The sequence below is a fragment of the Streptomyces sp. NPDC050564 genome (assembly GCF_044457265.1).
Classification (GTDB): domain Bacteria; phylum Actinomycetota; class Actinomycetes; order Streptomycetales; family Streptomycetaceae; genus Streptomyces.
Genome location: NZ_JBITGS010000062.1, coordinates 1 through 23,898, shown reverse-complemented (window position 1 = coordinate 23,898; position 23,898 = coordinate 1). Strand labels below are relative to the sequence as shown.

At 68.6% G+C, this 23,898-nt stretch carries 18 protein-coding genes and 3 pseudogenes; 10 read left to right on the top strand and 11 right to left on the bottom strand.

What is annotated here, in order from left to right:
• Positions 1-381: 381 nt before the first annotated feature.
• From ACIBK0_RS48140 to ACIBK0_RS48130, 3 genes are all read left to right on the top strand, one after another.
• Positions 382-1,383, top strand: coding sequence for a sensor histidine kinase (locus tag ACIBK0_RS48140; protein ID WP_399095647.1), 1,002 nt, complete (start codon positions 382-384; stop codon positions 1,381-1,383).
• Positions 1,376-2,047 carry a response regulator gene (locus ACIBK0_RS48135; protein ID WP_399095644.1) on the top strand — a complete coding sequence of 224 codons (672 nt, stop codon included), beginning with the start codon at positions 1,376-1,378 and terminating at the stop codon, positions 2,045-2,047. Before ACIBK0_RS48140 ends, ACIBK0_RS48135 begins: the two co-directional genes overlap by 8 nt.
• A 1,035-nt stretch (positions 2,048-3,082) precedes the next feature.
• Positions 3,083-3,508, top strand: coding sequence for an FtsX-like permease family protein (locus ACIBK0_RS48130; RefSeq protein WP_399095641.1), 426 nt, complete (start codon positions 3,083-3,085; stop codon positions 3,506-3,508).
• A gap of 223 nt (positions 3,509-3,731) precedes the next feature.
• Here ACIBK0_RS48130 and ACIBK0_RS48125 read toward each other — a convergent pair whose 3' ends face one another.
• The 3 genes and pseudogenes from ACIBK0_RS48125 to ACIBK0_RS48115 all read right to left on the bottom strand — a co-directional run.
• On the bottom strand, positions 3,732-5,825 hold the full coding sequence (locus ACIBK0_RS48125) for a hypothetical protein (RefSeq protein WP_399095638.1): 2,094 nt from the start codon (positions 5,823-5,825) through the stop codon (positions 3,732-3,734).
• A gap of 99 nt (positions 5,826-5,924) precedes the next feature.
• A complete protein-coding gene (locus tag ACIBK0_RS48120; protein ID WP_399095635.1) occupies positions 5,925-6,644 on the bottom strand; it encodes a hypothetical protein in 720 nt (239 codons plus the stop codon).
• 98 nt (positions 6,645-6,742) lie between these two features.
• Positions 6,743-6,859: pseudogene (locus ACIBK0_RS48115) on the bottom strand (transposase); the annotation flags it as partial.
• A gap of 122 nt (positions 6,860-6,981) precedes the next feature.
• Between ACIBK0_RS48115 and ACIBK0_RS48110 the strand changes: the two are divergent.
• Positions 6,982-7,219: pseudogene (locus ACIBK0_RS48110) on the top strand (IS630 family transposase); the annotation flags it as partial.
• A gap of 29 nt (positions 7,220-7,248) precedes the next feature.
• On the opposite strand, the gene ACIBK0_RS48105 reads toward ACIBK0_RS48110, so the two are convergent.
• Positions 7,249-8,016 carry a calcium-binding protein gene (locus tag ACIBK0_RS48105; protein ID WP_399095632.1) on the bottom strand — a complete coding sequence of 256 codons (768 nt, stop codon included), beginning with the start codon at positions 8,014-8,016 and terminating at the stop codon, positions 7,249-7,251.
• A 406-nt stretch (positions 8,017-8,422) separates the two neighbouring features.
• On the opposite strand from ACIBK0_RS48105, the gene ACIBK0_RS48100 reads away from it, so the two are divergent.
• From ACIBK0_RS48100 to ACIBK0_RS48090, 3 genes are read left to right on the top strand one after another with little or no spacing between them, the layout of a single operon-like run.
• On the top strand, positions 8,423-8,980 hold the full coding sequence (locus ACIBK0_RS48100; RefSeq protein ID WP_399095629.1) for a hypothetical protein: 558 nt from the start codon (positions 8,423-8,425) through the stop codon (positions 8,978-8,980).
• Positions 8,965-10,131 (top strand): choice-of-anchor P family protein, encoded by a 1,167-nt coding sequence (locus ACIBK0_RS48095; protein WP_399095627.1) that lies wholly within the window; start codon positions 8,965-8,967, stop codon positions 10,129-10,131. The genes ACIBK0_RS48100 and ACIBK0_RS48095 overlap by 16 nt, the downstream gene beginning before the upstream one ends.
• A complete protein-coding gene (locus tag ACIBK0_RS48090) occupies positions 10,124-10,462 on the top strand; it encodes a hypothetical protein (protein ID WP_399095624.1) in 339 nt (112 codons plus the stop codon). Before ACIBK0_RS48095 ends, ACIBK0_RS48090 begins: the two co-directional genes overlap by 8 nt.
• Positions 10,463-10,486: 24 nt before the next feature.
• Here the strand turns inward: ACIBK0_RS48090 and ACIBK0_RS48085 are convergent.
• Positions 10,487-10,900, bottom strand: a pseudogene (locus tag ACIBK0_RS48085) (LacI family transcriptional regulator); the annotation flags it as partial.
• Between the two features lie 174 nt (positions 10,901-11,074).
• The gene (locus ACIBK0_RS48080; RefSeq protein WP_399095621.1) at positions 11,075-12,250 is read right to left on the bottom strand and encodes a DUF6183 family protein; all 1,176 of its coding nucleotides are present in this window, start codon (positions 12,248-12,250) and stop codon (positions 11,075-11,077) included.
• An 82-nt stretch (positions 12,251-12,332) separates the two neighbouring features.
• Between ACIBK0_RS48080 and ACIBK0_RS48075 the strand changes: the two genes are divergently transcribed.
• Entirely contained in the window at positions 12,333-16,838 is a 4,506-nt protein-coding gene (locus tag ACIBK0_RS48075; RefSeq protein WP_399095618.1) for a DUF6531 domain-containing protein, read from the top strand.
• A gap of 452 nt (positions 16,839-17,290) precedes the next feature.
• Positions 17,291-18,160 carry a replication-relaxation family protein gene (locus ACIBK0_RS48070; RefSeq protein ID WP_399095615.1) on the top strand — a complete coding sequence of 290 codons (870 nt, stop codon included), beginning with the start codon at positions 17,291-17,293 and terminating at the stop codon, positions 18,158-18,160.
• Between the two features lie 362 nt (positions 18,161-18,522).
• Here ACIBK0_RS48070 and ACIBK0_RS48065 read toward each other — a convergent pair whose 3' ends face one another.
• From ACIBK0_RS48065 to ACIBK0_RS48045, 5 genes are all read right to left on the bottom strand, one after another.
• Positions 18,523-18,975 (bottom strand): hypothetical protein, encoded by a 453-nt coding sequence (locus tag ACIBK0_RS48065; protein WP_399095612.1) that lies wholly within the window; start codon positions 18,973-18,975, stop codon positions 18,523-18,525.
• Positions 18,976-19,056: 81 nt separating this feature from the next.
• Positions 19,057-20,190 carry a NucA/NucB deoxyribonuclease domain-containing protein gene (locus ACIBK0_RS48060; RefSeq protein ID WP_399095609.1) on the bottom strand — a complete coding sequence of 378 codons (1,134 nt, stop codon included), beginning with the start codon at positions 20,188-20,190 and terminating at the stop codon, positions 19,057-19,059.
• Between the two features lie 647 nt (positions 20,191-20,837).
• The gene (locus tag ACIBK0_RS48055) at positions 20,838-21,032 is read right to left on the bottom strand and encodes a hypothetical protein (RefSeq protein WP_399095606.1); all 195 of its coding nucleotides are present in this window, start codon (positions 21,030-21,032) and stop codon (positions 20,838-20,840) included.
• A gap of 345 nt (positions 21,033-21,377) precedes the next feature.
• The gene (locus ACIBK0_RS48050) at positions 21,378-23,054 is read right to left on the bottom strand and encodes an SWIM zinc finger domain-containing protein (protein ID WP_399095603.1); all 1,677 of its coding nucleotides are present in this window, start codon (positions 23,052-23,054) and stop codon (positions 21,378-21,380) included.
• Between the two features lie 173 nt (positions 23,055-23,227).
• Entirely contained in the window at positions 23,228-23,542 is a 315-nt protein-coding gene (locus ACIBK0_RS48045) for a DNA/RNA helicase domain-containing protein (protein WP_399095600.1), read from the bottom strand.
• Between the two features lie 157 nt (positions 23,543-23,699).
• Between ACIBK0_RS48045 and ACIBK0_RS48040 the strand changes: the two genes are divergently transcribed.
• The coding region (locus ACIBK0_RS48040; RefSeq protein WP_399095659.1) for a hypothetical protein at positions 23,700-23,898 on the top strand (199 nt) is incomplete at its 3' end.

The window sequence follows — 23,898 nt, the reverse complement described above, 5'->3', positions numbered from 1 at the left end:
AAGGAGATTGTTGCCGGATAAACAAGTCACGCCCGGAATCAAATGTGGCGGCCATGTTTCACGCCCGCCGTCACCCCTGCCGGGCGGACGCGCCGACGATCCCGGCCACCCCCCGACGACCAGGCACGAGTCACCCTCCGTGACCAGTCCGGCACCAGACGGTACAAGGTTCACTCTTTGCCATGTTCGTACGCTGCCGACATCTCTGCAGGCCTACTTCTTGGTAACCTGAAGGGCATAGTTATGAGTGGCCATAGATCAGGGGGAATTGTGGCCGTCAACAAAAAAATAAGTCAAAAGGTCACGGTACGCGGCTCCATCGATGCACTTGAGGCCCTGACCGCGCGCCGATCAGAAATCGTCGAGAGATTCAAATCACATTTGCAGCAGAACGGGAATGCGGTACTGCACCACCCGTCGGGGAGGCGATTCTCCGATCTCCAGGTCGCCCTCGTCCTCGACGACTGCGCCCAGACCCTACGCACCGGGCGGGCCATCACCGTCGACGAGGCGGACGGCGCGGCACGGCGGACCGTGGACCAGCGCGTGGGCCTCCTGGTCGACCAGCCCGCGATGGCGCAGGCGTCCGCCCTCCTCTTCGAGACGGTGGCCATCGTCCTGCGCGATGTCATCGGCACCGACAGCGACTCCGCGGCACTGCGCGGCGAAGCGCTCCTCACGCTCTACCGCAGCGTGCACGCGCGCTGGCAGCTGCACACCCGCCAGCACGCGTCCCTTCTGGCCACCGTGCAGAAGGTCGCCGAGGCGAAGCGTCACACGCTGGCGCGTGACGTGCACGACAGGGTGGGCAACAACATCAGCCTGGCCATGCGCCAACTGGAGCTGTACGCCCTCTCGTTCGGGGAGGAGCCGACGCAGGAACAGCGCACGGTGCTGAACGCCCGGGACACCCTGATCGGCACGCTGCTGCAACTGCGCGAACTGATCACCTGGCTGCACGACCCGCGCACCGACGGCAATCTGCGCGCCGGAATCGAGACCTTCGTCGAGGCCATGCAGATGCCCGAGGTCCGCCTCGCGATCGACGTGGACGGAGACGAGTCGCTGGTCGACCCCGAGATCCTGGAGGAGCTCTTCCTCGTCCTGCGCGAATGTCTCCTCAACGCACTCGTCCACGCCCAAGCCGGCGCACTGACGGTACGGGTGAACTTCGAGGAGGACGAGGTGACGGCCTCGGTCGAGGACGACGGCGTCGGCTTCGACGTGCACGAGGCGAGCGTCGCACGCCGCGGCCACGGGCTGATCTCCATGACCGAGCGCGTCACCCAGCTCGGGGGCCGATTCCAGCTCACCAGCCGCCCGGGCTCCGGCACCCGGGCGTCGCTGTGGATACCCCTACCAGGAGCCGTCCGCGATGCCTGAACCGATCCGCATTCTGGTGGCAGACGATCACACGGTCCTGCGCGACGCCCTGCGCGACTCGCTGCGCAGAGAGCCCGATCTCGAGGTGGTGGCCGAGGCCGGAGACGGCAGGTCGGCGGTGGAGCTCGCAGTGCAGCACCGCCCCGACGTGGCGATCCTGGATGTCGAAATGCCGGGCCAGACCGTGCTGGCCACGGTCGCTCAGCTCAATGAGGCCTCTCCCGGTACCCAGACGATCATCCTGACGATGTACGACGCACCGGACCTGGTCCAGGCCTTCCTCGACCTGGGCGTCAGCGGCTATCTGCACAAGAGTGCAGCACGTGGCACCTTGATCTCCGCGATCCGCGCCACGCGCAGCGGCGATCAGCAGGTCACGATGTCGGTCTCCCGGCAGAGCCTCCAGGTCACGCGCGGCAAACCGCTCGGCCCGGGTGTCCTCTCCGCCCGGGAGGCCGAGGTGCTCGCCCACGTCGCCGCCGCCCGTAGCAACCGCCAGATAGCGAAGGCCATGGGGATCGCCGAAGGCACCGTGAAGCGCCATCTGCGCAACATCTTCGACAAGTTGCAGGCGGTGTCCCGCATTGACGCCGTCAACAAGGCCATCGCCTCCTCGATCCTGCCTGCGGTCAACCACCTGCCCGAGACGGAGGAATCGGTGTAGTCAATCGCTTCACATGCCCGTAGCAAGAGGCTCCCGACAGCCGCGGCCGGTGATTTCACCGTCGTCGACGGCCGTCGGGAGCCTTTGTTCGTTCCCGACCCGACCGCACCGTATCGCCGGTTTCGCGGAGGATTACGTGAATTCATTTGTCCCCTCGTCCAGTTGACGGAATCTTGTGACCATTCTGGAGTAAATTGTTGCCATTCAGGCGCCATTCCGGTGCCAATTCGCCGCCTCAGGGATCCACCACCCTGAAGGTTCATGGCGACCTATCCACGGTTTTCGCGGGACCTTTCCCCCATCGCCAGGTTCTCCGACATCAGGCGCACGCGTGCGGCGACCGCTGCGCGGCCTTCGACGCAGTGGCAGAGCTCGCCTACTTATCGGGCTGGAAGCACCCCGACCTCGGCCGGGAAGGCGCCGCCCAGCGCTGCCACCAGGTCGGCTACCGGTAGGACGTACCGCTGCGAGTGGTACCGGCAGCTCTTCTACGCCTTCATTGCCCTGAAGATCCGCGGACAGCTGGGAGCCGTTGCGCACGAGGACTTCAAGCGTCGCGTCATCAACGGCCCATCGACGTCGGCCGTAGAGGACTGCACGACCATGGACGAGACCTGAGGCCCAGCCAGACGGCTCCCCGGCGCCCTGCGCTCGAACCTGCGCGACGCGGTACGCCGCGAGGTCCACCCCGGGCGGCAGTGGGTCCGGCGGCAGTGACACCGCAACGGTGACCGGTGTCCCGGCTGCACGTACCCGCTCGGTCAGGGCGTCGAGCTGCCCGAGGCCGGGCTGGGGTTCGAGGCCGTCGGCGGGGCTGTCGGGGCAGCCGGTGTCGTCGGCGATGCCTTCGACACCTCGAACGACGGCCTGTCGATCCACGCGGACCTCGCCAGCTTCGCCGGGGCCAAGCCCCAGGTCTTCCAGATCGAGGTGAAAGCCGGGGGTCTCCCCCGCCGCGTACGCCAAGAAGCTCGCCGCGGTGCTGGAGCAGCTGGGCGGCCACGTCATGGCCAACCCCCCTCGGAACAGGACAACATGATTCTCGTCCTGGATGGGATCGCGGTGCTGCTCACCCTCATGCTGGTCTCCGTGGCCGGCCTCGGTGTACTCAACTCCGTCGTCCTCGACACCCGGGAGCGCGTTCACGACCTGGGCATCTGCAAGGCAGTCGGCATGTCGCCGCGGCAGACCGTGAGCCTCGTGCTCTCCTCGGTGGCCGGGATCGGCGTACTCGGCGGACTGATCGGGGTGCCTGCCGGGTTCGCGCTGCACGGCTTCGTACTGCCGGTGATGGGGCACGCGGCGGGCACCAATCTGCGGCCGTCGATCCTCGATGTGTACGACGCTCCTCAGCTGGTGCTGCTGGGGCTGGCCGGCATCGCGATCGCCATGCAGGGTGCGCTGCTCCCGTCCGGCTGGGGGGCCAAGGCCCGTACGGCCACGGCGCTGCGAACGCAGTAGCGCCGCTCAGCGCGCGACCACCCGGGTCAGGTCACGCGAGTGGAGCGCGCCGCGTACGGCCCGCAGGCCGTCCTCGTCCCAGCCCTCAGCCATGGCCCCTGACGGTAACGCGCACCACCGGAGACGGACGACACCGGTACCGACCGTCCTCCGCGGCTCCATGCCCCCGCCGGCTGCGCCCTACTGTCCACACTGTCCACGCGACCGAGCGGCGCCGCCCCGGTCAGCGGTGCCGCTTGCGGCCACCCTTGCCGGAGGCGCGCCGCCGCTTGCGGGCGCGGCCGATGCGGGCCGCGGGAGTACGCGATGCGCCGGCAGCCAGTCGCCTGAGCTCTTCGAGTCCGGCCCGGTCCGGGTGCGCGGAGTCCAGCGCTACGGCGACCGCGTCCCAGACCTCGGGGCCCTGGGCGCGCAGCGCCTCCTCGGCGCCCTCCCGGCCGCCCGCCAGCTCCACGAGCTGCAGCAGGCTCTCGGCGAGGACCAGCAGATGCTCGGCATCGGTCATGTCCTCGGGTGAGAGCAGTTCACGGTGCGCCAGCGCGCTCAGCGCGAGCGGTGCCAGCCGGGCATCGCCGCGCAGCGCACGCAGCAGCCGCTCATCCTCGCCGTCCGGCAACGCCGCCAGCAGCACCTCGAGCATCGCCTGGGCACGCGTACGGAAGGCCATGGCCCCTACGGCTTCGACGAGTTGCCGCAGTGCGGCATCCCGCTCGCCGCGGGCCGCCATCCAGCCGGCCAGCTCCGCGCGGGCGTCATCGGGGCCGTACTCCTCGGCCAGCACCCCCAGCAGGCCGGCCGCCGACGCCTGGGCCAGCTCACCGACCAGCGGTGCGTCCCGGCCTGCCACCAGCAGCCGCTGCCGCACGGCCCGCGTACCCAGTTCGGTGAGACGGATGAGCTCGACGGGCCCGGCGGTCAATTCCTCCCGCCGGCGGCGGGCGCGTTCCAGCGCCGCCGGGTCCCCCTCCACCCCCGCCACGCCCAGCAGCTCCGCAAGCTCCGGCGGCATGTCCGCAGGCAGCTCGCCGTCGGCACCGGAAAGGTCGACATCGACGAACACCGGATCGGCCATCCCGCGGTCTCGTTCGATCGCGCCGAGGTCAACCAGCGCGTCGAACACCGTGCGCAAGTCCCGGTCGGCGTGCTCGAACCACATCCGGTGCTGGAGGTCCGCCCCGCCGTCCCACTGGAAGCGGGCCCGGTAGACCAGGTGCACGGAGTCGCGCAGGTGCGGCCAGGGCATCGGGTGCGGCAGGCTGTAGAGCGTGTTCAGCACGTCCTCCAGCACGTCCTCGTACACGTCGAACAGCATCGACTCGACATGCCAGCCGCTGCGCGGTCCGATCAGGGCGTGCCGCAGCTCGAAGCACGCGTCGAAGGCACGCAGCCACAGCTGAAGCGGGTCGTCCAGCACCGGCCGGGCCTTGGCCACCGCATACAACCGCCCCTTGGCCACCCGGACCAGCCGCGCCTTCTTCGCCCACTCCGCCAACAGCCCCAACCGCGGCAGGTCGGCCGAAGAGCGCACCCCCTCGGTCTTGTCGCCGGTGCCCAGCACGTCCACCAGCTGGCGGGCATCGGCCATCCGCAGCCGCCCCGCCGCCGTCACCGCACGGCCGTCGCGGCCCACCCACTCGGCGAACCCGCGGAGCTGCGCCGTGGCCGCAGACGCCTCAGCCTGCCCGCGCAGTTCATCGTCCGGGGGAAGCCTCACGGGCAGCTGCGGCTCGGCCCGGACCGCGCCGGCCAGCACGCGGCCGGTCAATCGCCGTTCCACGACCGCGGCGAGGGCCTGCTCGTCGTAGGCGACCTCCCCGCGCTGCGCCCGCTCCGCGAATCGCTGGAACGCCGCCCCGTCCAGCACGTCCACGCCCTGCTCGGCGGCTGTCATCGCCCAGAACTTCGCCATCCCCCAGCGAGTGCGGTCCGCCATCGCCGCCGGATACCGCTCCGCGGCCGCATCGACCGCGGCGAGGGAATCCTGAAGTGCGGGACCGCGCGGATCCGCCAACTGCGCCGCGTGCAGATAGCGCAGCACTGTACGCAACGTGCCCGGGGCGTCGGCGCGTTCCTCCCCGGGGAGTTCGGTGATCTGCTCCGGCAACCAGGAGAGCAGCAGTTCCTCCACATGCCTCTGCTCCCACAGCCCCAACCGACCGTCAACAGTCGCCCGGTGCCGGTACTCCAGCGCCGCCTCGGCCGTGAACCCGTCAACCGGCAGCCCCTGCTCCCCGGCCCACCGGACCAGCCGGTCGACCAGCAGGCCGCGTGCCGCCTCGAACTCCTCCTCAGCCTCGGCCTCGGTTTCGAACCGCATCCGCATGAACCCGCCCGCCCAACCTGTCCGCAGCACTCCTTGCCCCGTCACGCTACCGCCGAACGGCGACGCACAATTCGGCCGAGCACGAGCGGCCCGCTACCCCATGGGCAGCACGTAGTGGTAGTTGCCCTCGCCGACTGCGTCATTGAGGGTCCGGACGACGGACCGGGCATCGTCGTACGGGCCCGCGACGTAGAACGGCACGCCGTCCCGGCCGAATTCGATCGGCACAGGCCCGGCAGGTTCGCCCAGGTACACCGCCGCCGCGGCGAACTCCTCACACGGCTCGAAGCCCAGCCCGCGGGCAAAGGCCACGGCTCCATGCACCAGATGCTGGGCCAACTCCAGCGGCGCCTCGACACCCGGTGAGTCGAACGCGGAGAAGAAATCCCGGCGCCAGGCGTCGAGAGAACCCGATCCCATCGCCTGCGGCCCGTGCACGTTCTTCACACCGAGGCAGTGCACGTCGACCAGGAACCCGCAGACCGTGACCCGGCTCGCCCGCTCCCGCCGGGCGACCACCACCCCGGCCAACCCGCCCGAGGCAGTCTCCGTACCGGACACCGGGTCACTCTGCTGCCAGGCAAGAGGAGCGTCGCCGAGGCCGAGCCCTTCGCTCCACCCTGGGCTGAGCCAGCAGCCGACCAGGGCACGGTCCACCGGGTCATCGACCGCCTGTTCGACCTCGGCAACCCGCCGCACCAGCACACTCGCGACCGATGGCCGCACGCCAAGCGCCCGGGCGATCTGCTTGGGCCCACTGCCGCGCCGCCGAAGCTCACGTACCCGCGTCAGAAGTTCCTCGTCGTCTGTCACTCGAAGACCCCCAGGATGACGGCCACCGCGTCCGCAAAACCCGGTCGCTGCCCGTCCGTTCGCACCATTCAGGTGCCGTCCAACCTATCCACCGCGGCCGCCTCCTGGTGACCGCTGACCGAACGGTGCCGGTCCTTCCACGCCGTGATCACCAGCTCGATCAACGACCACTGCTCGTCCGACAAGTCGCTTGGGTACGGCTTGCGTTCACGCACCCCGCCACCCCAACAGACCACGGCCCGCGGACCAGCAGGTTCCGCCGACATCCACACCATCAGGCGACAACAGAACCACTCAAAGAATCATGAACCGCTCTCTGAGCGACATGTGGGGATACTCGTGGGCGAACCCGATCGAGGCGCACTTGGGACCCTTGAGGCAGTTCACCATCGCCAACTCTCACCACCCCAACCATCCGATGCAGACCCGGGCCCTGCACGCCTGCCTGCGCTGGTGCAACGCCATCGCCCGCCGCCACGACGTCCTGGCCGCCCAGCGCCAAGAACGCGCCCGCATCCGAAGCAAGAAAGTAGGGCATCCGCTGGGGCGGACGCCCCCTCGCCACCGCGGCCTGAGCGACCCGCGGACCGATGCGGTCAGAGCACTAGCTGAGAGCGACGCTGTCGCCGTACGCGGTCGCGCCGCTCGTCGTGCTCGAACCGGCAAACTTCCAGCGCCAGGTGCCCGCGTAGTTCGCGGTGACCGTCGTCTTCAGCTTGCCGCTGCTGTCGGTGGTCACGTTCTTGACCGTGGAGTACGTCGAGGAGCCGGACTTCTTGAACTGCAGGGCCACGGACTTGCCGCCGTAGCCCGCGTAGAGGTTGGTGTCCCAGTTGGCCCGGGTAAGCGTCCCGCTCACGGTGAGCGTGCCGCCCTTGGCGACCGGCTCGGGCGAGGCCTGGGTGTTCGTGAGCTTGGCGTACCGCTTCACCTTGACGGGGGTGCCGGGGTCGAGGTCGTAATAATCGCCGTCGTAGGCCGCGACCTCCGAGTCGAAGTACCAGGTGCCGGCCGAGCTGTTCTTCAGGTCGTAGTAGTCGGTGCGGTCGGGGTCCAGGGTGTACGTGAACGTGCACTTCATGGTCGTCGACGTCGGCCGGGAGCAGGACGTCGAGTCCGCGTAGAGGATCCGGCCGTCGGAGCTGACCAGCTTGTCACCGGCCATGATCTTGATCCCGGAGTCGTCCTTGGCGGTCGCGGTGACGCTCAGCGTCTGCGCCGTGCTGACGCCGACATTGACGGTCGTCCTGCTGAAGGTGATCGCGCTGAAGACGGCGTCGCCCTTGCTGGTGTCCGCGTGGGCGGCGGGCGTCGCGAAGGCGAGCAGCGCCAGGGCTCCGGCGGTGGCGGCCGCGGCGGTACGAATACGCATGTTTCTCCAGGAACGGTGAGCCGGATCTTGGTCCGGGCGCGTAAGAGACCACCGGGGAGTGCGGTTGGTTGTACGGCGTGACGCGGCGCCGGGGGCGGTGATCGCGGCCTTGGGGACCTCGACCACGGTCTCGTAGACAGGGCAGGGTGCACGACTGACAAGGTCGTCCCGGCCGAACGACTTCAGCCATGCCCGCGGTCATCGGACACACGGCTTGGGTGGGGAGCCTGATCTCCGACCTCCAAACGCACGTAACGGCTGACCCCGCGCTGACAGGACTCGCCGTAGCGCGGCAACCCTTTGTCATGTCCCTTACTTGTCGGCAAGGTGGTGTCCCCGTGGCGGTCAGGATGTCGCGGGGACGCCGGACCGTCATGGGGCGGCCCGGTCACAAGGAGGGGATTCCGTGCCGGTTCTTCATGACCCCCGGCGCACACTCACGCGTGCCCCGGCGCGCGGCCGGGCACACCGACGTCTGTCATCCGCCGTACTCACCGTGTTGCTGGCGCTGTTAGGCGCGCTCGTAGCGCCCGCCACCGCATCCGCCGATCCCGGCGATCCGAATCCGAACATGATCGACTGGACCGTCGTCGACACCTTCCGGGGGACGGCGGGCAACGACATCCCGTTGCGTGAAGGACAGAACGACTGCAAGACACCTCAGTGCAACCCTCCCGTGGACGGCTTCGGCAGGCGGCACATCCTGGAACACGGTGTGGTGCCCGACCACGACGACATCCAGGAGACCGTCGGCACCGAGGGCTTCTGCGTCCCCGCCCCGGACAACCGGGTGATCTGCACCAACACGGACGCCAGCCTCGTCGTCGTGTACGTCACCCACAATGATCCGCGCTCGGGCGACGGCGGCCGTTCGGGATCATCACCGCCTACTACTTCCTGCCCTGCCTCCAGGCCGCCGACTGCCCCGGTCCCGAGCAGCCCCACAAGGTGGACACCGCCCTGACCTACACCGGTACCGACAGCGCGGTGAACGGATCCCCGGCCCGCCTCTCGGCGAAGCTCACCAACGTCTTCGGGACGCCGGTCGACGGCCGTGCCGTGCGGTTCGCACTGGGCACCGGAGCCACACAGCAGACGTGTACCGGCACCACCACGGCGTCGGGCACGGCCAGTTGCACCATCGCCTCGGTCGACCAGCCGCAGGGGACGTCGAACGCGGTGCCCGTAGCCGTCACCTTCGGCGGCGACGACGACTACAACCCGTCCAGCACGTCCGCCGAACTGGGCCTGACCTCACCGACCGAACTCGACTACACCGGCGTGACGCACCTCGCCAACGGCACTCCGGCGCAACTAGCCGCCAAGCTCACCGACTTCCACGGAGATGCGTTGTCAGGGCGCAGTGTGCGCTTCGTCCTCGGCACCGGTGAAGACCAACAGTCATGCACCGGTACGACGGGCGGCACCGGGACCGCTACCTGCACCGTCACGTCGGTGGACCAGCCGCTGACCGACTCCGCCACCGTCCCACTGCGCGCGTCCTTCGCAGGTGACGCCGGCTACCTGGCCTCCGAGACCTCCGCACAGCTGAAGCTCCAGTACGCGACGGGCCGCGCCTACGGCCTCTCGGCGCACGTCGCGCTCATCGGCGTACCGCTCCTGGAGATCGAGCCGCAGCCCGACACCGGGACCGTCCGTACGGCGGACGCGACCGCAACCGACACCCCGTGCTCGGCCGAGTACAGCTCGCCGCTGCTATCGGTGCAGAAGCTGTGCCCCAAGGTCACCACGACGCTCGCCCCCGGCAAGGTCACGGCGACCTCGACGGTGGCACAGGCCCGCATCGGACTGCCCGGTGTGCCGGTCATCGAGGTGTCCGGGCTCACCGCGGTCTCCAGCAGCGAGTGCGGCAAGGCCACGGGCAGCACCACACTCACCCTGAAGATCGCGGGAGTTCCGGTTACGGTGTCGGGTGATCCGAATACGCAGATCCCGCTCGTCGGAGGTGGTCGGCTCATCGTGAACGAACAGCTGCCCTCGACCGGCGCCGATGCCGGCCTCAAGGTCAACGGCGTCCACCTCGTCCTCCCCGCCGGTGGAGGTGAGGTCGTCCTGGCCTCGACCGACAGCGCGATGCACAACTGCGGTGACTGACGACCACGCCGGTTGGGGCGGGCCGCAGGAATACACGGACGTGTTCCTGCGGTCCGCCCACCAGGCTGTCTTGGATCTTTGCGACCGACGGGGCGGCGAGTTCGAGTCACTCACCGCCGACACCGCGTCCGACGCAGCGGACAACGTGGTCGTCGCCGCCACCGCGGTGGTGCTCTTCCGTGGCCGCCGCTGCGTCTTCCGCCGGGGGATCTGGCCGCCGACCCACCCCGCCACCACGCAAGCCGCCATCTACGCGACCGTCCTGGAGGAGCGGCTGCTGACGCGGGTCCACCCCCGGCTCGGCGACGACGTGTCGCCGGTCGACCTCTGAGAGCGCGCACTCGTGAGCGTCGGCTCAATGCGCAGCTCCTCCGCTCGGACTGGCCGTCGTGGCACGAGCGTGTAGCAGCCGATCGAGTCCAGCGACCGGCGAGCGCGGGTGCGGGCTCCGAAGGACGTCGACCGCTGCTTCCCACTGCTCGGTCAGGCCGACCTTGAGACGCTCACGCATGCCAGGGGTCACATGTGCGTAGCGCGCCGAGACCGAGCCACCGATATGGCCCACGCGCTCGTCCATCAGCACCTGCTCCGTGCCGAGCTCCTCCATGTGCGTGCGGAGGGAGTGGCGCAGGCCATGCGGGGTGAGCCCTCTGGCGATGGGCAGCCGGCAGGCGTCGGCCCGGCCTTGAGCGTTGCGGCCTCGGACCGGGATACCGGGCCAGGGGGCACCGAGCAGCGGGACCGGGCGGGCCTCCTGAGGTGCTTTCCTGCGCCGCCGGTGGGCGGCGCGCAGGGTCAACGCCTTGATGGTGACCGAGGCACCGTCCGGCAGGGACTGGATGTGGACGCCGATGCCAATCGCCGTGGCCGAGAGGCGGGGGTGCTGGGCCAGGTGGTTGCCGACGACGGTGTAGCGCGCGGGCGGGGACCGAGGCCACCCGTGCTAATCGTCGACGTCGGTGTCCGTCGCCGCCAACACCGCGACACGTGTACGGGTGGGATCGAGCACGGTGAAGGCCACGTCCGACGTGTCGTGACGGAACCAGTCCGTGAACGCCATGAACCGCAGCCACCGGTGGTCGGCGGCGCGCCCTGCCGCATCCAGGAACGGGACGTCCGCGGGCAGCCCCATCAGCGCGTACATGCTGTTCCAGGCATGCAGCCGGGAGTACGCGCCTCCCTGACCCCGGCCGTTCACTCCGCCGTAGTACGCCGCCGAGAACAGCTCGTTGAGCACGTCATCGGGCATCGTCCGGCAGGCGACGGCGTCGCCCCGGCGTGTGCCCTCGCCCGCCAGACAGTCGAGCGGCAGTTGCTTGATGAAGGAGATGCCGAAGTCGTCCGGGTCGAGCGGGCTCGGCAGTGTGAAGAAACGCACCTCGGGCTCGCGGGCCCAATCGCCGACGGTGAAGGGCTCGGCAGCCGCCCGCGCGCGCTGCGCGTCGGGTGTTTCACCGGCCGTGTGTCCGGCTGCCGTACCGTTATCGGTGGGTGGAATCTCCGGGAAGCGCGACTGGAGTTGGGCCGGGGTCTTAACGGGACCGAGCCCCCGGACGCGGACCGCGAACCGGTGCTCGATGTCCAGCCGCGTCCTGGGCAGCCGGGCCAGCGGGTGCCCCAACTCGCGCAGTCTCTCCGCGTACGCGTCCAGGACGGGCCGGCCGCGCCCCGCGCCCATCAGGGCGAGCTCTCCGAGAAGGCAGGCCCGCACCTCCACCGCGGAATTCTGCACGTCATCCGGCAGCTCCCCGAACAGGGCCTCCAGGTCCCGCAGTTGCTGGGCCTTGACCAGCTTCGCCGCCACCGAGCGCCGCAGGCGACCGGCTTCCTCCCCTTGCGCGGACCCGAGTGGCAGCAGGCGCCCCGCAATGTCCACGGCAAACTTCGCGCAGTCCCGGGAGCGCGTGTCGGCGAGGGTCTCAGCCATCCGTCCGACGATCCGCAACGCGGAGGTTCCGTCAGGCCCTTCACCCGACGCCCGGCGGCACAGCTGCTCCACCACTTCGTGCAGCTCTTCCGGGCGGGACTCGGCCAGCTGCTTCAGCTCTGCCGGGTCGGACCGCTCCCAGAGGTGCCGACGGGAAGCGTCGTCGCCGGGCGTCACACGGTTGTCGTTCACGCACGAAGTCTACGAGCAGAGGATCAAGTAACTTTGCCGAGGCATACGTGCGTTGAATGAAGCAGTGCAACGGGGGACGAACGTGGCATATCGGCCGACGGATTGGCACGTCCTGGACCTGGAGAAGGACCCAACGCCAGGTGATCCGGACCGGGTGCGGCATCTGGCCAAGAACCTGCACGACTTCGCCGATGATGTCTCGGACGCGCTGCGGGCGATCAAGGGGATGGCGGACGAGGACGCGGTCCTGCAGTGGGCGGGGAAGTCGGCGAAGGCATTCGAGGACGAGTTCTCGGGTGTGCCGAAGCAGCTGAAGAAGTTGAAGAAGTCCTATGAGATGGCGGGCGACGCGCTGGCGGCGTACTGGCCGAAGCTGGAGCGCGCCCAGGCCCTCGCCGACAAGGCCCTCGCCAAGGGCCGTGAGGCGCAATCCGACCTGTCCTCGGCCAAGTCCCGTCTTTCCTCGGCCGATTCCTGGGTGACGACAGCGAACAAGGAAGCCGACAAGTACAAGGACGACCCGACCGGCAGCAAGGACAAGGAGAAGCCGGACGAGTCGAAGGTCCGCGCCGCCACCCGGGACGCCCAGCACGCCAAGTCCGCCCAGACCTCGGCCCAGTCGGATGTCACCTCCGCCTCCAACGCCCTGGACGCGGCGAAGAAGATGGCCGAAGACGCCCGCAAGATGCGCGAGGAGGCGGCCGGCGAGGCCAAGCGGAAGATCGACGAGGCGTCCGACGCGGGGATCCACAACCGCAAGTGGTGGGAGGAGGTCGGCGACTGGGTCTCCGACAACTGGGACACCATTGTCGCGGTGTGCAAGGTCGTCGTGACTGTGGTCGGCATCATCGCCATGATCATCGGCGGCCCCATCCTGGGCGCGATCGTCCTCGTCGCCGCCCTCGTCGTCCTCGCCGACACCCTCAACAAATACGCGAAAGGCCAAGCCTCCCTATGGGACGTGGCCTTCGCCGCCATGGACTGCATACCCGGCGGCAAGGGCATCACATCCCTCGGCAAACTCGCCAAGGGCATGAAGGGCCTCGGCAAGATGGGGCTCAAGGGCATGGCCAAGGCACTGAAGGGCGGGCTGCGCCGGGGAGCCGACGACGCGGTGGCCGCGAGCAAGCGTGCCAAGTCACGCTGCAAGAACGGCGACCCGGTCGACATGGTGTCCGGCGAGATGCTCATGGAGGAGACCGACGTCGAGCTTCCGGGACTCCTCCCGCTCGTTCTGCGGCGCACGCATGTGTCGACGTACCGGTGGGGGCAGTGGTTCGGCCCGTCCTGGGCCTCCACGCTCGACGAGCGCCTGGAACTGGATAGCGAAGGCGCCGTCTTCGCGACCGAAGACGGCATGATTCTCCTGTACCCCGTCCCCACACCTGGCACCTCGGTCATGCCGCTGGAAGGTCCGCGCTGGCCGCTGGATTGGGACGGCGCGCCCGGCGCCCCCATCCGCATCACAGACCCGGCCACGGGCCACACCCGCCACTTCGCCCCGCTCGGCAGCCCCGCCGCGGCAGACGACGCGTTCACCCTGCCCCTGGCCGCGGTGACCGGCCGCGACGGACGGCGCATCGACTTCGACCGGGACGAGACCGGCTCCCCCACCGCCGTCCGCGACTCCGGCGGCCGCCACCTGTACATCGATACGGAGGGCGACCGCATCGTCGGACTGCGGCTGCGCAACGAGGAGGACGGGCCCGAAGGAACGACGCTCCTGCGCTACAGATACAGCACCGACGGAAACCTCACCGAGATCCACAACTCCAGCGGCCTTCCGCTCAGGCTCACCTACGACGACCGGGCACGCATCACATCGTGGACCGACCGCAACGGATCCTGGTACCGCTTCACCTACGACGGCCAGGACCGCTGCATACGAGGTGAAGGCGCCGACGGATACCTCTCCTGCTCCATCGCCTACGACGCGGACAGGCGCGATACGCGCTACACCGACTCGCTGGGTCACACCACCACCTACCGGCACAACGAGCTCGGTCAGCTCGTCGCCCAGACCGACCCGCTCGGCCACACCACGTACGCCGAGTGGGACGCGTACAACCGGCTTCTCTCACGGACGGACCCGCTCGGCAACACCTCCCGCTTCACCTACGACGAGCGCGGCAACCTCACCTCGGTGGTCCGGCCCGACGGCACGGCCACCACTGCCGAGTACGACGAACTCGACCGACCCCTGTCGATCACTCTGCCGACCGGCGGCAGGCGTGGCTACGCGTACGACGAGCAGGGCCACCCGACCGCGACGGTGGATCCCGCCGGTGCCGTCACCACGTTCGCCTACGACGCGTCCGGTGGGCTTCTCGGCGTCACCAACGCCCTGGGAGCGACCTACCGCGTCGAGTCGGGCCCCCTGGGGCTGCCCGTCTCCAGCACCGCGCCGCTGGGCGGTACCACCCGCGTCACCCGCGACGCCTTCGGGCGCATTGTCGAGACAGTCGACGCCACCGGTGCTACGACGCGCACTGCCTGGACGGTGGAGGGCCGCCCTGCCGAGCGGACCATGCCCGACGGGAACAGCGAGCTCTGGTCCTACGACGGCGAGGGCAACACAGTCCGCTACACCGGCCCCGACGGACGCAGCGTCACCCACGCCTTCACGCACTTCGACCGGCTCAGTGCCCGCACCGACGCAGACGGCTCGACCGTGCGATTCGTCTACGACACCGAGCTTCGGCTCACCTCCGTGACCAGCGCAGCGGGCGCGGAGTGGTCGTACACGTACGACCCGGCGGGCCGGCTCGTACGCGAGACCGACTTCAACGGTCGCACCGTCTCCTACACCTACGACGCGGCAGGTCGTTTGACCGAGCGCACCAATGGCGCGGGCGAGACCACCACCTACGTGCGCGATGCGTGCGGACGCGTCGTCGAGCAGCACTCCGGCGACGCGGTCACGACCTTCACCCACGACGCCGCCGGCCGTCTGACCGGAGCCGTCACCCCTGAGACAGCGCTCACCCTCACCCGTGACGCGGTGGGCCGTGTCATCAGCGAGGAGTGCAACGGCCGCGCTCTGCACACGGCGTACGACATCCTCGGCAGGCGGGTGGAGCGACGCACTCCGTCGGGCACCGTCAGCCGGTGGGAATGGGACGCGAACAGCCGCCCCACCCGAGTTCGGCTCGCCGACAACTCACTGTCCTTCGGATACGGGGCGTCCGGACACGAGACCGAGCGCCGACTCGGCGAGACGGCGGTGCTGTCCCAGGAGTGGGATGCAGGGCACCGCCTGACCAGCCAGACGGTCGTCGGACAGGCCGCCCCCGACGCCGGCCCGTCCGACGAAACGCTGCTGCACCGTTCGTACACGTACGGGCAGGACGGCGGCCTGACCGCCATCGAGGACCAGACCTACGGCACGCGCCGATTCACCCATGACCGGCTCGGCCGGGTGGAGGCGGTCTCCGCCACCGGATGGTCGGAGCGTTACGCGTACGACGCGGCGGGCAATGTCAGCCGCGCCGAAGCCCCCGAGGTTCCGCAGGGGGAGCGGGTCCACGACGGCACGCTCGTGCGCCGGGCCGGGCACGTCACCTACGTCCACGACGCGCAGGGGCGCCTCGTCCGACAGTCCCGCAAGCTGCTGTCGGGCGGAGCACGGGAGTGGACGTACACCTGGGACGGTGAGGACCGGCTTACACATGTCACCACCCCGGACGGCCGCCGCTGGGCTTACGTGTACGACGGTCTCGGTCGACGTACCGCCAAACGCCTGCTGTCCGACGACGGCCGCCCGGCCGAGGAGACCGTCTTCACCTGGGACGGCTCACACCTGGCCGAGCAGAGCAGCTCCGTAGGCGGCCCCACCAGAAGCTGGGAATGGGCTCCTGGTACCAACCGCGCGCTGCTTCAGATCGATCAGGACGAGGTCGACCGCCGCTTCTACGCCATCGTCACCGATCTGGTCGGTACCCCCACCGAACTGGTCGACGAGGAGGGCAGGATCGCCTGGCGGGCCCGCACCACCCTGTGGGGCACACCCCTCGGCGGCCCGGACGACCTGGTCGACTGCCCGCTGCGCTTCCCCGGCCAGTACCACGACGCCGAGACCGGCCTCCGCTACAACTTCCGGCGCTACTACGACCCCGAGAACGCCCGCTACATCAGCCCCGACCCACTGGGTCTGGCCCCCGCACCGAACCATCACGCGTACGTCCGCGACCCGCTCCGCTTTACCGATCCCTGGGGATTGGTGAGCTGTGAGGGCAATCACGGAATCAACACCGATCAGGAGAACCACATCGAGAGCCAGCACGGCCCCGGCGCCCAGGACCGGGTCCGGGAGAACGCCGATCCCACCGGGCCCGAGCCCTCACTGCCCGGGGAGTTCAACGACGATTTCCTCTGGGACGGCGACGACTTCGCTCTGGGCCGACGGCTCCGGGAAGGCATCGACGGAACGCCGGCCCTCCCCAATCCCCGTGCCAGGGCGGGACAGGACACCCATCTGCACCGCTTCGACTACGGCAGCCCGGTCGGCGTGAACGGCAGCGGGCGGGAGACGAGCATCGTCGAAGTCGTCATCCGCGACGGCAACATTCACACGGCGTATCCGGTCTGACATGCCGTCCGCCTGCTCTGCAAATGCAACGCTCAGGCCCTGGCGATGCTGGTGTGCGCCGGGTTTTTGCGGCGCACGAGCGCGGAGGCTACGCCGACGCGCAACAAGAGCGACGGCGCCCCGATCCCCCGCCGGCACACGCCCGCCCGTTCCCTGCCTTCCATCTGTCTCTTCTTCTGTCTTTGGGACGAGCGGGGTGTGCTGAGGGGGATGTCGGGCTGGCGACCACGCCAAAGAGGGCGTGGTGACCTGCGGATATGCCTCGCCAGGCGTGACAGCGCACGGACCGCTTTCGGCGGGGATATCGGCGTGGTCGGGGGCCGCCTTGTCGCATCGTGACCGTGGTCGGTCTTCGTGGTCGATGGTCCGGTCGGGGCCGGCTGCTGTTGTTTGCCGGTATGCGCGGCGCCGGGCTGGACGGCGCCGCGCCGTACAGGAGAGGCAGGCCGACGATGACCGATGTGGACACAGGCGGTGGTGACCGGCTGGCACTGGCGGTGCTGACGCAGTACCGGATGGCCACCACCGAGCAAATGCACCGGGTGATCGCTCCCGGAGTGCGTAGCGAGCAGACCCGGCGACGGCTGGCCAAACTGCGCGGGGAAGGGCTGATCGACCGCATCACCCTGCCCCGGGCCGGACGACTACGGGTGTGGTTTCCCACCTCCTACGGCGTGCACATCGCCTCCGAATGGCTGGAGTTGCGCGGGCGGCGGCCACCGAAGACGGTGTCCGATCCCACCGCCGCGCGGTTGCGGGTCGGACACACGCTGACCGTGACCGAGACCGCGCTGCTGTTCCTGGAGGACGCGCGCCGCCGCGGCGAGTTGTGCCGGCCGCTGGACTGGCTGCCCGAGGTCCACCACCCCATCGGGGGCGGTGAGGCCGTCATCCCCGACGCACTGCTGTACTACAGCCACGGACCCGCCGGCGGCGAGGGAACGATGGTGCGGGCCTTCGTCGAGGTCGACCGGGCGACCATGGGCCCCGAACGCCTGGCCGCCAAGCTCACCTCCTACGCCCGCCTCTACCACTACGTGCCCGCCGCCCCAGGCCGCCGCCGGCCGACCATCGGCCAAGAACCCGTGCGGGAGGAATGGCGCAAGCGCTACCCGTTCCTCCCCCGTACAGTGGAAGTCGACCGTTTGCGCGACGCCCAAACCGCCTGGCCCCCGCGACGGCGAAGGATTCGGTGGTCTCTGCCATCTCGAAATACAGGTAGCCCTCTTTGCTCGATCTCTTCGCCATGGGTTAAGGGGCGGTGCCGACCCAGATGTCGGCGACCATCTTCAACTCTGCCCGAGCAAGCGGTTTCCGGGTGAAGAGCGTGCAAGAAACCTCGCCGTCGTCATCCGATCCCCACACACTGTCAGCGGCCTCCGCGAGCGAGGCGTTCGCCCCCCGGTACTCCCGCAAGTACCTGCGCCCCGTGAGGCGTACAAGAGCTTCAGAGGCAGGCCCGTTCAACGACGAGTCGCAAAGCCGGGCCCATCCCCCGCGGCCTAGGACCGTGCTCGACACTCGTTGCTGGCACGGAACCGGTCATGACCAGACTCAAGATCAAGACAAGGCTGCACGTCACCGGCGCCCGAACTCCGTACAGGACAATTCCCCTTCCGCCTGCCAGAGCCGAACGGCTGTCACGCAATATTCGATGACCAGCGAATTCAGGTTGAACAACGCTCTATGCGGGCCAGAACTGGAGGACGTGTTCCTCTACCTCGTATGCAGCGATGAGGAGGCGGCCTTTCCAATGGTAGGGCGGTTCGAGGCCGGGCCGGTTGAACAGGTGCTCCGGCGGCATGGGGTCTTGGAACATGTCGTCGGGGTCGGTGCCGGTGGTGAAGCTGGCCGGGGCGTCGGTGGCGGTGCAGGTGAAGGTTTCGGTGTGGGTCCACTCCCCCGGCAGAGCCTCGGGTTCCTGGTCGTAGACGAGGAAGCTGATCTTGACCGGCTCCCACTCGGTGGATCCTGCGGTGATGGTGAGGCAGCTCTTGCCGTCGGTGGCGGTGATGCGAGTGTGGGAGGTCATGGAGGGCAGGGCGACGCCCTCGGGTTCTCCCATTCCGATGACGTAGAAGGCGTGGTTCAGGGTGGCCATTCCGGTGTACTCGTCTACCGGCAGGATCTCTGTCATAGGCGTTTCTTTCCTCCGTCATAGGGGCAGGCCCCTCGCGCCACGAGGCGTGAGGGGCCTGCCGGTGTTTGGTTGGCGGTGTTACGCGCCAGCCTGCACGTAGAACTTGTCTCCGGGCAGGATGTGGTAGCGGCCGTAGAAGGTTCGGATGATGCCGCCCTGCTGGCGGTTCTCCTTCAGCGGCACCCACTTGATAGACCGGTTGGGCGGGTTGTAAGTGTTGCCGCCCTGCGTGGTCTCGGCAAACGGGTACTCGTCGCAGGAGGGCTTGGTGCCGTCGTCGTGGGGGTCGACGGTCCACCAGATATCGCCCGGGTTGGGGTGGACGCTGGGGCCGCAGACTTCCCTACGGTTGTCGTTGGCCTGGGCCTTGGTGGCTCGGGTGAGCGGAACCGTGGAGCCGGGGTAGCCGATGTGGAGTCCGGCGTGCTGGACCTTGCGGATGTTGTCGCCAATCCCGGGCAGGTTTGCCATGTCGGACAGTTTGGTCCAGTCCTTCTCGACCGAGATACGGGTCGGGTAGACGCAGCCTGCTCCGTACTGGCGGTCCTCGTCGTCGCAGCGGTAGGTGGATCCGACGTAGGCGGTTTCACCGCTGGTGTAGCCCGGCTTCTTGAAGTCGAACTCGTAGCGGGTGTGGCTGGAGCGCGGGTGACCTGCGCTGACAGTGAAGGTGTGGTCCGCCGATCCGGTGTGGGCGGAGCCGTTCAGGGTGAACGGGGAGGCGAGGCCGCCACCAGCGTGGACCTGGCAGCCGGAGCCGCAGGAGGGGTGGAAGGTGGTGCTGATGCCGCCAGCGCTGCCGGTGAGGGCGGCCTTGCTGACGGTGATCTTCTCGGACCACTTGACGCTGTTGAGCTTCAGGTGGATTTCATGCCACACGGTGAACGAGGCGGTGCCCACGGTGCGGCCGTTCCTCTTAACGTTGACCTTGATGGGCGCGTGGTAGCAGTCCATCGTGCGGTTGACCGCAGTGGTCATGGGGTTGGGCTGCTTGCAGTAGCCGGCGGGTTCGCCTGCCTGCGGCATGACCACCTTGGTCTTTAAGTTGTTGGCGCTGAAGTCGGACTTCGCCGCGCTGGTGGCGACGGTGATCTCGTCCTTTCCACTGGTTCCGCTGTGGGGGGCGGAGGCGGCGATGGTGCCGGTGGCGGCGAGCATCAGGGTCGCGGCCGTAGTGATCAGCTTGCGGATGGCTTTCGCTCGATGGTGCACGAATCTCTCCCCCGTGTTGGTCGATTCCGTGTGACACCTGTGACAGGTCTGTCACTTGTGGTGATCACATCACAGCTCAAAACGTTCAGGACAGACAGCTCTGAGACGAACTGGCGTTCTATATCGGCCAGTTCTGGCAGCGGGGCACGCGGTTTGTTCCGACCCAGGCCGTGCCCGTCGCTGTCCCTCGTGGCGATGGGCACGGCTCCGGCGTTCAGCGAGCGAGGGTGACGGGCTTGTCGGGGCAGGCGGCGAGACGTTCGGCGAGCGCGGTCCGCTCGTTCGGATCGATCGTCAGCTGCTAGCGGGTCTTGTCGGCGACCCAGTTGGGGACGTAGGTGCACCAGTAACCGGCGTATGGCGGCAGCCAGGTGGAGGCGGCGGCCCAAGAGCCTGCTTCACCATCGGCCCCGGCCAACCGTCGAACTCCTCGATGTAGAAACCTGAGTCTTCGACGAACAACGGCCGCCCGAGAATCGCATACGTCTGTCGAGCCAGCGGTAACGACGGCGTCGCACCAGCGATCACGGCACCCAATCCACGGAAGTCGTACCCGCCCGTCAATCAGATCGTGATGAAGCGAAGGAGTTTCATAGATGACCGACGGATCACGATTCACGGCCCCCGGATCGAGCCGACGACCGACTTCAGGCGGGCTTGTCGACCACGGTCAGCAGCGCGGCGGCGATGCTGATCAGCGCCTTCGCCTCGTCCGGGCTGTACCTGAAAGCCGAGGTAACGGCATCCGCGTGCACCGATCCGCTCGCCTGGTCCTCAATGACAGAGCGGATCGCCGCCCACCGTTCATCCTGCAACTCCGCGAGGTAGAGCAACTGCGTCATGTCCCATCGATCCGAACCAGCCCAGAGGCGTCGCCCGCTCCTCTGCTCCTGGGTCTTTTCAGGGATTTTTAGCGCTGCCTGAGGGACTTCCGAGGGATTTTTCGCCGCCCAACACGGCAAGCCCCCGAAAGATCGGAAAGGGCCTCCGGTGCAGATCAGAGGCCCTTTCCGAGGCAAAGCCGCATGTGGCGGCAGACGAGTCGGGCTATACGCCGGGGACAGGTGCGCGGTTCGCGAAGAATGCCTCTGAGCTGTGCAGACGTGCTGAAGGGCCAGAAGGCCGTGCACATCGCGTGCACGGCCGACATGGGGATGCCGAGCATGCCCATGTGGCGCCGCCCCGGCTCACAGACCGTGTTCGTCCATCAGGCACATCAAGTTCCGCTTGCGTTTCTGAGCGGTGCGCAAGGCGGTGACGTACGCGGTGAACTCGTCCGGTGTGCCTAGTTGCCGGTGGCAGTCGCGGACGCTCAGCAGCAAGCTGACCAGCTGCTCGTAGATTGCGTTGCCGGTCTGCTTGGTGAGTGGCTCAGCCAGGCGCAGGTAGACGCCGAGCGCGTCGGCGGGACGGGCTGCACGGGCCTGGTCAGCGAGGGTGAGCCACTGCCGATCGTGTGCGCCGGTTTCGGTGGCGGCCTGCCAGGCGCCGTCGACGTCCTTGTCGTCAAGCAGGGCGTCGACCAGGACGAAGCCGCCGTTCCAGCCCTCTCGCCGCCGTGCCGCATCGGCACGTAGCAGGGCCAGCGCCCCCTCTCGCTCGGCCCGCCAGGAGTGGGCGGACCGCGCGGCAGCGCGCAGCCGCTGGTACCCGAACAGGGTGCGGCGAACACAGAAGTGGTCGCGGCGCAGGGCGACGGCGTCGGAGAGCCGGGTCACCTGCTCGTAGCGGTCGCAGAGGTAGTCCACCAGGGCCGTGTCGATAGCGCCGAGGTCACGGGCGTCCTTGATGCCGCGTTCAGCCCAGCGCAGGGCCTCGTCGGGGCGACGGGCGGTGTCCAGCTCGCGGGCGATGACCAGGTGCGTGTGGCCGTTCGGTGCGAGATCGGCGGCGTGCACGGCGATCACTGCGTCGACGTCGCCTCCTGCCTTGGCCAGGCTCTCCATCAGGTACTTCTCCGCCCAGCCGGTGCGGTTGCCCCGCCACGCGTCGGTCGCCAGCTCTCGCAGGACTGTCATCCCGCGTTCGCCGAGGACGTCCTCGTAGTCGAGCGGATCGATGTCGGTGATGCTGTCGAAGTCGCCGAGCACATGGCCGACCAGCCAGCGCGCGAGTTCCTCAGGCTCCGGACGCGCCGCACGGCACGCGTCGAGATGGGCGTCGGCGAGGTCCGCGCCGACCTGCCCGAGCCCTCCGGCGGAGTCGTCGACGCTCTCCACCGCCTCGGCCAGCAACCGCATCGCCTCCCGCGCCAGGGTGATCGCGTCGGCGGCCCGGCCCGAACCGGTGAGCACCTCGATCGCGGACACCGCCTGCCCTGCCTGGTCGGCGTAGGCGCGGGCATCGGCGTACTCGACGTACCCGTACTGCGCGAACGGACCGATGTCGAGCAGCTCACGGACGCGAGCCCGGACCGCGGCGAGGTCCCCGCGGGCACTCGCCGCCCGCAGCTCCAAGTGACGCCGCAACTGCCGGTCCTCGCCGACCAGTTCACGTACCAGGGCGAGCAACTCGTCGTTGGCCAGGTCGGACAGCCAGCCGTCAAGGTCCTGCGCCCGGCTCCGGGCCGCCTCCCGCTGTCGCGGCAGGCTGTTCTCCGGCTCGGCGAGCAAGGTGAGACCGAGGGCGACCAGGTGCTTGCAGAAGTTGCCTTCCAAGCCGTACGGACAAGCGCACTCGCCACCGAGCCCGCCGGGCCCTTCCAGGATCAGCTCAACCTCGTACCGCTCCGTGCCGTGGACGCTCGCGGTGACCCAGCCGTCACCGACCTCAACTCCGGACACGGCGTCGAGGTAGCCGAGGCCACGCTCGAAGGAACGGGGACCGGCCAGTGCTTTGAGGTTCGCCTCGGTGAGGCCGCTCATGGCTTTCCGTCCTGCCTTGACGTGCTGCGTGCCGACCTCAGCTTATGGCTGCTGGCCAGCCCGGTTGGCCGTTTCATCGGAAAGCCACCCTCGTCGGTGATCCGCTCCGCGCCGGGCAGGCACGGTTGCCGCCAAGGGGACGCGTACACCACCTCTGCACCCTCACGAAACCCTCAGCCGACGGGAAGCTGCCGACCCGTCACGAGCGTGCGCAGCATCTTGCGCGTCTCCTTGTCCGTGGAGAAAAGCACGGTGCCTGCATACCCGCGCGTGAGCAGCACCTTGTAGGTGCCGCGCACGAGATGCGAGAACATCTTCTGCGAGGCACAGGCGCCGACGGTGTCCTTCCTGGCACTCCTGTCGGCGCCCCAGGCACCGTCACGCCACACCAGGTCGGGGCCGAGGATCACGCCGTTCCAGTCGTACTCGAAGCCCTGAGCGGTGTAGACGCAGCCGACCTGGGGGAAGCCCGCGGGTCGGTGGCCCACAGGTTCTTGAAGGGGTAGCCGCCGACGGAGCGGTCGCCCTGGACGTTCCAAGGGCGTGCCCAGTGCCATTCCTGAAGTCTGACATCGTCGACGAGCCGGACGAACTTCCCGCCGGCGTCCACCCAGGGTTCGCACCGAACTGGCCGTCGAGGCATACATGGCGCACCGTGAACTGCTTGGCTTTGGCGGCTTCGTCGATCGCGCCGGCCGTGCCCATTTCGCCGGGCCGTACGACTTGGTGCACGTCGAGAAGGCTCTAGCTGTATTGCCCTGTGAGGTTGGGGACGCGGCTGGCGGGTGGTTGGCCTTTCAGCGCGGTGTGTCCGCGGTGGTGATTGTAGGTGTGCAGCCATTGC